5 protein-coding genes and 1 pseudogene are annotated in these 7,582 nt (G+C 71.8%); 1 reads left to right on the top strand and 5 read right to left on the bottom strand.

The genetic code is table 11. The features are described 5' to 3' along the window. Positions 1-229: 229 nt before the first annotated feature. The 5 genes from ACFXB5_RS38425 to ACFXB5_RS38445 all read right to left on the bottom strand — a co-directional run bounded on the left by ACFXB5_RS38425 (position 230) and on the right by ACFXB5_RS38445 (position 6,113). Positions 230-1,009, bottom strand: coding sequence for an energy-coupling factor ABC transporter ATP-binding protein (locus tag ACFXB5_RS38425; protein ID WP_385217244.1), 780 nt, complete (start codon positions 1,007-1,009; stop codon positions 230-232). Then, the gene (gene cbiQ, locus ACFXB5_RS38430; protein WP_385217247.1) at positions 1,006-1,770 is read right to left on the bottom strand and encodes a cobalt ECF transporter T component CbiQ; all 765 of its coding nucleotides are present in this window, start codon (positions 1,768-1,770) and stop codon (positions 1,006-1,008) included. The genes ACFXB5_RS38425 and cbiQ overlap by 4 nt, the downstream gene beginning before the upstream one ends. Before the next feature lie 2 nt (positions 1,771-1,772). Next, complete coding sequence (locus ACFXB5_RS38435; RefSeq protein WP_385217249.1) at positions 1,773-2,870, bottom strand: energy-coupling factor ABC transporter permease; 1,098 nt, start codon at positions 2,868-2,870, stop codon at positions 1,773-1,775. A 234-nt stretch (positions 2,871-3,104) separates the two neighbouring features. Then, positions 3,105-5,357: an MMPL family transporter gene (locus tag ACFXB5_RS38440; RefSeq protein WP_385217252.1), complete on the bottom strand. Its 2,253-nt coding sequence runs from the start codon at positions 5,355-5,357 to the stop codon at positions 3,105-3,107. Positions 5,358-5,495: 138 nt separating this feature from the next. Further along, a complete protein-coding gene (locus tag ACFXB5_RS38445) occupies positions 5,496-6,113 on the bottom strand; it encodes a TetR/AcrR family transcriptional regulator (protein ID WP_385217255.1) in 618 nt (205 codons plus the stop codon). A gap of 150 nt (positions 6,114-6,263) precedes the next feature. On the opposite strand from ACFXB5_RS38445, the pseudogene ACFXB5_RS38450 reads away from it, so the two are divergent. After that, positions 6,264-7,582, top strand: a pseudogene (locus ACFXB5_RS38450) (peptidase S41); the annotation flags it as partial.

A 7,582-nucleotide genomic window follows, 5' to 3' on the forward strand; every position in this document is an offset into this window, starting at 1 on the left:
CCAAGCGCTGGGCCCCCCCCCCCCGCCCCGGGGGGGTGTGGGGCGGAGCCCAGGTCCGAGGTCTGAGGCGGAGCCCCGTCCGGGGTCCGGGGTCCGGGGCGGAGCCCAGATCCGGGGTCCGGGGTCCGGGGCGGAGCCCCAGTTGTGGGAAGGGGCGGGGAGGGGAACAGCCCGCCGCAGGCGTCAAGGCCCGGCGGACACCCCCTACCCCGTCACCTCACCGGCACCCTCACCCCACCGGAAACACCGGCACCGTCACCGAGCGCGGGTCGAAGCCGAAGGGGAGCTCCAGCCGGTGCTCGCGCATCAGCTCCTCGTCGCACAGCAGCTCCTGTGTTCCGCCGTCCGCCGCGATCACCCCGCCGCTGAGCACCACCGAGCGCGGGCACAGCTCCAGCGCGTACGGCAGATCGTGGGTGACCATCAGCACGGTCACCTCCAGGGACCGCAGGATGTCGGCGAGTTCGCGGCGCGAGGCCGGGTCGAGGTTGGACGAGGGCTCGTCCAGGACCAGGATCTCCGGCTCCATGGCCAGTACGGTCGCCACGGCCACCCGCCGCCGCTGCCCGAAGGAGAGGTGGTGCGGCGGCCGGTCGGCGAACTCCGCCATCCCGACCCGCTCCAGCGCGCGGCGCACCCGCTCCTCCAGCTCCGCGCCGCGCAGCCCCGCCGCGGCCGGGCCGAAGGCCACGTCCTCGCGCACGGTCGGCATGAACAGCTGGTCGTCCGGGTCCTGGAAGACGATGCCCACCCGGCGGCGGATCTCGGCCAGACGCGCCTTCGCCACCGGCAGCCCCGCGACCGTGACCGTCCCGGCGCCCGCCGTAAGGATGCCGTTGAGGTGCAGTACGAGCGTGGTCTTGCCCGCGCCGTTGGGGCCGAGGAGCGCCACCCGCTCGCCGCGGGCCACGGTCAGATCGACGCCGAAGAGGGCCTGATGGCCGTCGGGGTAGGCGTAGGCCAGACCGGACACCTGGAGGGACGGCGGGGTGGTGGCGGGGTCGGTCATGGCAGCATCCATCCGGTCAGGCAGACCGCCAGCGCGGTCAGCGGGAGGGCGGCGGCGTACATCCACTGGGTACGGGACGCCGTCACATCGTCGATCACCGGCATGGTGCCCGTATAGCCCCGGCTGACCATCGCCAGGTGGACCCGCTCGCCCCGTTCGTAGGAGCGGATGAACAGCGCCCCGGCCGAGGAGGCGAGCACACCCCAGTGCCGCACCCCGCGCGCCTCGAAGCCGCGCGACTGGCGGGCGATCCGCATCCGGCGCATCTCATCGGAGATGACGTCCCCGTAGCGGATCATGAACGAGGCGATCTGGACCAGCAGCGAGGGCATCCGCAGCCGCTGCAACCCCAGCAGCAGGGCGCGCAGTTCGGTCGTGGACGCCAGGAGGACGGAGGCTGCGACGCCGAGGGTGCCCTTGGCGAGGATGTTCCAGGCGCTCCACAGCCCGGACTCGCTGAGCGACATCCCCAGCGCCGCCACCCGCGGACCCTCCGCGATGAACGGCATCAGCACGGCGAAGGCCACGAACGGGATCTCGATCAGCAGCCGCCGCAGTACGTACCCGGCCGGGATCCGGGCCGCCGCCACCACTCCGGCCAGCAGCACCGCGTACGCCCCGAAGGCCCAGACGGCCTCGCGGGGCGTGGAGACGACGACCAGGACGAAGCAGAAGACCGCGGCGATCTTGCAGTGCGGGGGGAGGGCGTGGACGGGCGACCGGCCCTCCCGGTAGAGCTTGTGTGCGTGTCCCGCGCCCACGGTCAGCCTCTCCCGCTCTCGGCCGTCGCCCTGCGCCGCCGTATGACGATGAAGACCCCGGAGCCGACGGCGAGCGTGGCCCCCACCCCGATCACCCCGGCGAGCCCGCCGGAGAGCCGGGCGTCGGTGATGTCCTTGACGCCGTAGTCGGCGAGCGGGGAGTCCTTGGCGGCGTGGTCCTCCTTCTTCTGGTCGATCCCCTTGTCATGGGCGACCTTCTCCAGCCCGTCGGGGCTGGCGGAGGCATAGAAGCTGACCACCCCGGCGCACAGCAGCGCGGCCGCGAGCCCGGCCCACCACACGGGCCGCGCCGACCGCCGTGGCGCGGCGGCGGGCTCGGAGGTCCCGGCGGGCTCGGAGGTCTCCGAACCCGCCGCGGCGACCTCGGCCCGCGCCACCGTCCCCGGGGCGGCCGGGGCCAGCGGGCTGCTGCGGATCTCCAGCGGACGCGCGGTCACCCCCCGCGCCCCGTACACCAGATCCGGCCGTACGGCCACGACGGCACCGACCGTCAGCGCGGTGATCGCCGCCTCGCCGATGCCGATCAGCACATGCACACCGACCATCGCCGCGAAGACCTTGCCGATCGCCACATCGGCCGTGCCGCCGAGCGCGTAGATCGCCGTGAAGGCCACCGCCGCGGCCGGTACGGAGATCAGCGCCGCCACGAAGGCCGCGACGGTGACCGTACGGCGGCGATGCGGGGCCAGCTTCACGATCGCGCGGAAGAGCGCGTACGCCACGACTGTGGTGACCAGGGCCATGTCCGTGATGTTGACGCCGAGCGCGGTGAGCCCGCCGTCCGCGAACAGGACGCTCTGCATGAGCAGCACCACGGAGACGCACAACACCCCCGTGTACGGGCCCACGAGTATCGCGGCCAGCGCCCCGCCCAGCAGATGGCCGCTGGTCCCGGCGGCCACGGGGAAGTTCAGCATCTGCACGGCGAAGATGAACGCCGCGACCAGCCCGGCCAGCGGCGCGGTCCGCTCGTCGAGCTCCCGCCGGGCGCCGCGCAAACTGGCCGCGACGGCCCCGGCCGCGACCACACCGGTCGCCACCGACACCGGTGCGTCGATGAATCCGTCGGGCACATGCATGGCGGGACTCCGCTCCTGAACTTCCTGAGCTGCGGCTATCGGCCCGATGGTAGCCCGTACCTGCAAGTCGTTCGCAAGAGCGCCGACGTCGCGGGATCGCGCGGGCTCGTGGAAAACGCCGAACGGCGGCCTTCCGGGATCGGAAGGCCGCCGTCGGGCCGAGGCGTGACACCAGGTGTTCAGACGCGGGTCAGACGCGGGTCAGATGTGGGTCAGATGTGGGTCAGCCGCGGGTCAGACGCGGGTCAGCTCGGCGTCGGAGTCCCTGTCGGGCTGCTGGGCCACGGCGGGCTGCTCGAGCTGCTTGCGCAGGCCCTCGCCCTCCACGTCCACGTTGGGCAGCGCCCGGTCCAGCCAGCGCGGCAGCCACCAGGCCGCCTTGCCGAGCAGCGCCAGGACCGCCGGGACGATGGCCATACGGACCACGAAGGCGTCGAAGAGAACGGCGGTGGCGAGGCCGAAGCCGATCATCTTGATCATCGACTCGGACGAGCCGATGAATCCCGCGAAGACGCTGATCATGATGACCGCGGCCGCGGTGACCACCCGGGCGCCGTGCCGGAAGCCGGTGACGACGGCCTGGCCGGGGCGCTCGCCATGGACGTACGCCTCCCGCATCCGGGTCACCAGGAAGACCTCGTAGTCCATCGCCAGACCGAACACCACACCGATCATGAAGATCGGCATCATGCTCATGATCGGGCCGGTCTCCTCGACCCCGAACAGGTCCGCCAGCCAGCCCCACTGGAAGACCGCGACCACCGCGCCGAGCGCCGCGACGACGGAGAGCAGGAACCCGAGCGCCGCCTTGAGCGGGACCAGGACGGACCGGAAGACCACCATCAGCAGCAGGAAGGCCAGTCCGACGACGAGCACCAGATAGGGCACCAGCGCGTCGTTGAGCTTCTGCGAGATGTCGATGTTCATCCCCGTCTGGCCGGTGACCAGCACCTCGGCACCGGTGTCGGACTTGAAGCCGCTCGCCTCGTCCCGGATGTCACCGACCAGGTTCTCGGTGTCGATGCTGCTCGGCTTGTACTTGGAGATGACGGAGAGCGTCGCGGTGTCGCCCGCCTTGTTGAAGGTGGCCGGGCTGACCGCGGCCACACCGTCCAGACCGGTGATGGTCTTGCGGACCTGCTCGGCCGCGCCCTTGGCGTCATCGCTGCCCTTGGCGTCGACGACCACCATCAGCGGACCGTTGGAGCCGGGGCCGAAGCCCTCGGAGATCATGTCGTACGCCTGGCGCTTCTGGCTGCTGACCGGCTGCGAGCCGTCGTCCGGCAGACCGAGCTCGAGGCTGACGGCGGGCACGGCGGCAGCGCCGAGGCCGAGCACAGCCACCAGGAGCACCATCAACGGGCGGCGCAGCACGAAGCGGGCCCAGCGGGTGCCCATGTTGGGCTTCTCCTCGGGGGCGTCCGCACCGCTCGCGGCGGCCGCCGCGGCGCGCTCCTCCATCCGTCGGCGCGCCCTGCGCCCGAACACCCGCTTGCCCGCGAAGCCCAGCACCGCCGGGATGAGGCTGATCGCGATGAGGACGGCGATGACGACCGTACCGGCCGCGGCGAAGCCCATCTTGGTCAGCATCGGGATGTTGACGACGGCGAGGCCGACCAGCGCGATGACGACCGTAAGGCCGGCGAAGACGACCGCGGAGCCCGCGGTGCCCACGGCCCGTCCGGCGGCTTCCTCCCGGTCCCGTCCCTCGGCCAGCTCCGCGCGGTAGCGGGAGACGATGAACAGCGCGTAGTCAATGCCGACCGCTAGGCCGATCATCATCGCCAGCGTGGAGGTGGTGGTGGACAGCCCCAGGGTGGTGGCGAGCGCGGTGATCGACGAGATGCCGATGCCGACACCGATGAGCGCGGTCAGCAGTGGCAGTCCGGCCGCGACCAGCGAGCCGAAGGTGATGGCGAGGACGACCGCGGAGATCGCGATGCCGATGATCTCGGTGGAGCCGGTCTCCGGCATCTCCTGGAGCGCGTCACCGCCGATCTGCACCGTCAGCCCCGACTTCTGGGCCTTGTCCCCCACGTCCTTCAGACCGTCCTTGGCGGGGTCCTCCAGCTCCATGGCGTTGACCTTGTAGCTGGTCAGGATGTACGCCGTGGTGCCGTCCTTGCTGACGGCATGGGACTGGTAGGGGTCGGCGACCGAGGCGATCTGCGGCGAGCTGGCCTTGAGCTCGGCGACGGTCTTGGTGACCACCGCCTTGTTGTCCGGGTCGGTCATCTTCTCGCCGCTCGGGGCGCGGAAGACCACACGGGCGGTGGCGCCGTCCGCGTTACCCCCGGGGAACCGCTGTTCCAGCAGGTCGAATGCCTTCTGGGCCTCGGTGCCCGGGATCGAGAAGCTGTCGTTGGCGGGCTGGGAGGCGGTGGCGGCGCCGACGCCCGCGACCGCGAGCAGCGCCACCCATATCAGCGCGACGAAGCCGCGTCGCCGGAAGGCGAACCGGCCGAGTTTATAAAGGAAGGTGGCCACGAGAAGAGGTGCTCCCGTCGGTTGGCTGACACTGGGCAGGGATGGGTGACCGAACCGGCGACGAGAGCGGCGCGCCGTCCGGGGCCTTATGTGGTTGTGCGGGGAGATCAGGGGGGAGTGAGGAGGCGAGAGGAAGGGCTACGCGGCGCCGAGCGCGGGGAGGATCACGGCGTCGATGTACTCCAGGAGATACGTCTGGTCCGGCTGCTTGCCCTCGACGAGCGGTCGAGTGATGAACGCGCCGCACATCATGTGCACGACGTAGTTCAAGGCGGGCCGGTCCGGGGTGACTTCGCCGCGGTCGACGGCGCGCCTCAGCAGCGCGTGGAGCGCGTCGATCTCGGGGAAGATCAACAACTCTCGCAGGGCCTGATGAAGGTCCGGGTTGTCGTGGCTTGCGTGGGCGAGTCCCCTCATCAGCGCGGCGTCCCGCTCATGGGCGGTCTCCGAACACCGCGCGATCTCCCGCAGGTCCCCGCGGAGCGATCCGGTGTCGACGCCTTCGAGCAGAACGGGCTTGGTGTGGCGCAGCGCGGTCGCGACCAGCTGCGGCTTGCCATTCCACTGGCGGTAGAGCGTGGCCTTGCTGGATCGGGTGCGGGCCGCGACGGCGTCCATCGTCAGACCGTCGTACCCGACCTCGCCCAGCAGCTCGACCACCGCCTCGTACAGCTCCCGCTCGCGCTCGGGGGAGAGTCTGCTGCGGCGCACCCGGGCGGTGTCGCGGTCCTCCGTCGGCTGATCCGCGGTCCGCATGGGGTGTCGCCTCCCTCCGAGCATCCGAAACTTCCGAACGAAACGGTTTCGTACTCCTCCAGCATAAGCCCGGTCCTATCGAAACTACGCCGTTTCGTTCGTGGTCTCGGTCACACAACCGAGTTGCTCCGAATGGCGTAGCTCGAAAACATGGGTGGGGTGGAGCCTTACGCGTGCGACGACGACCTGGCGTACCTGCGATTTCCGCATCTGCACGGCGACTTGCTGTGCTTCGCGGCCGAGGACGATCTGTGGGTCGCCCCGCTGACCGACCCGGGTGGACCACCCGGGCGAGCGTGGCGGCTGACCGTGGACCGTACCCGCGTCGGACCTCCCCGCTTCTCCCCCGACGGCTCCCAGATCGCGTTCACCACCTGGCGCAGCCTCGACCCGGAGATCTATCTCGTCCCCTCGGCCGGCGGCCCGGCCCGCCGGCTGACCTACTGGGGCAGCACGGACACCACGGTGTGCGGCTGGACCCCGCCGGACCAGGACGGCGCCTCCCAGATCCTCGCGGTCTCCTCCCATGAGCAGCCGTTCTCCCACTTCTCCTGGGCCTACAGCCTGCCCACCGACGGCAGCCCCGGCGGGCGGCTGCCCTGGGGGCCGGTGGCCGACATCGCGATGGCCGACCTCGACGGCGAGCGCCGCACCCTGCTGCTCACCGGCAAACCGCCACACGAGCCCGCCACCTGGAAGCGCTACCGGGGCGGGGCGACGGGCCGGCTGTGGCTGCACGGCACCCGGCTCGCGGAGAAGCTGAACGGCCATCTGGACGCGGCGATGTTCGTCGGCGGCAGGATCGCCTTCCTCTCCGACCACGAGGGCATCGGCAACCTCTACTCCTGTCTGCCCGACGGCACCGATCTGCGCCGCCACACCGACCACGCCGACTTCTACGCCCGGCACGCCTCGACCGACGGCTCCCGCGTCGTCTACCAGTGCGCGGGCGAGCTGTGGCTGGTGGACGACCTGAGCCCGGACGGCGAACCGCGCAAGCTGGACGTACGGCTCGGCGGCGCGCGCACCGGGCGGCGGCCCTACCAGGTGCCCGCCGCCTCGCACATCGACTCGCTGTCGGTGGACACCACCGGCCGGGCCAGCGCGGTGTGCGTCCGCGGCAGCCTGTACTGGCTCACCCACCGCGACGGCCCCGCCCGCACCCTCGCCGACACCCCGGGCGTCCGGGTGCGGCTGCCCGTGATGCTGGGCTCGACCGGCCGGGTCGCCTACCTCACCGACGCGGAGGGCGAGGACGCCATCGAGATAGCGCAGCTGCCCCGGGCCACCGGCCCCACCGAGCCGCGCCGGCTGGCCGCCGGTCAGCTGGGCCGGGTGCACGAGCTGGAGCCCTGGCCCGCCGGGCGCCCCGGCGGGGGGGCCCCGGGCGGCGGGGGGCGGGGGGGGGGGGGGACCCCCCCCCACCCGGGCCGCGCGGGGACCCAGCGGTTAACGGGGGGCCACCGCCC

It is taken from the genome of Streptomyces sp. NPDC059455 (assembly GCF_042750115.1).
Taxonomy (GTDB): domain Bacteria; phylum Actinomycetota; class Actinomycetes; order Streptomycetales; family Streptomycetaceae; genus Streptomyces; species Streptomyces endocoffeicus.

Coding starts and splice junctions, on each gene's coding strand:
- ACFXB5_RS38425 (WP_385217244.1), bottom strand. CDS start 1,009: ATGACCGACCCCGCCACCACCCCGCCGTCCCTCCAGGTGTCCGGTCTG.
- ACFXB5_RS38435 (WP_385217249.1), bottom strand. CDS start 2,870: ATGCATGTGCCCGACGGATTCATCGACGCACCGGTGTCGGTGGCGACC.
- ACFXB5_RS38445 (WP_385217255.1), bottom strand. CDS start 6,113: ATGCGGACCGCGGATCAGCCGACGGAGGACCGCGACACCGCCCGGGTG.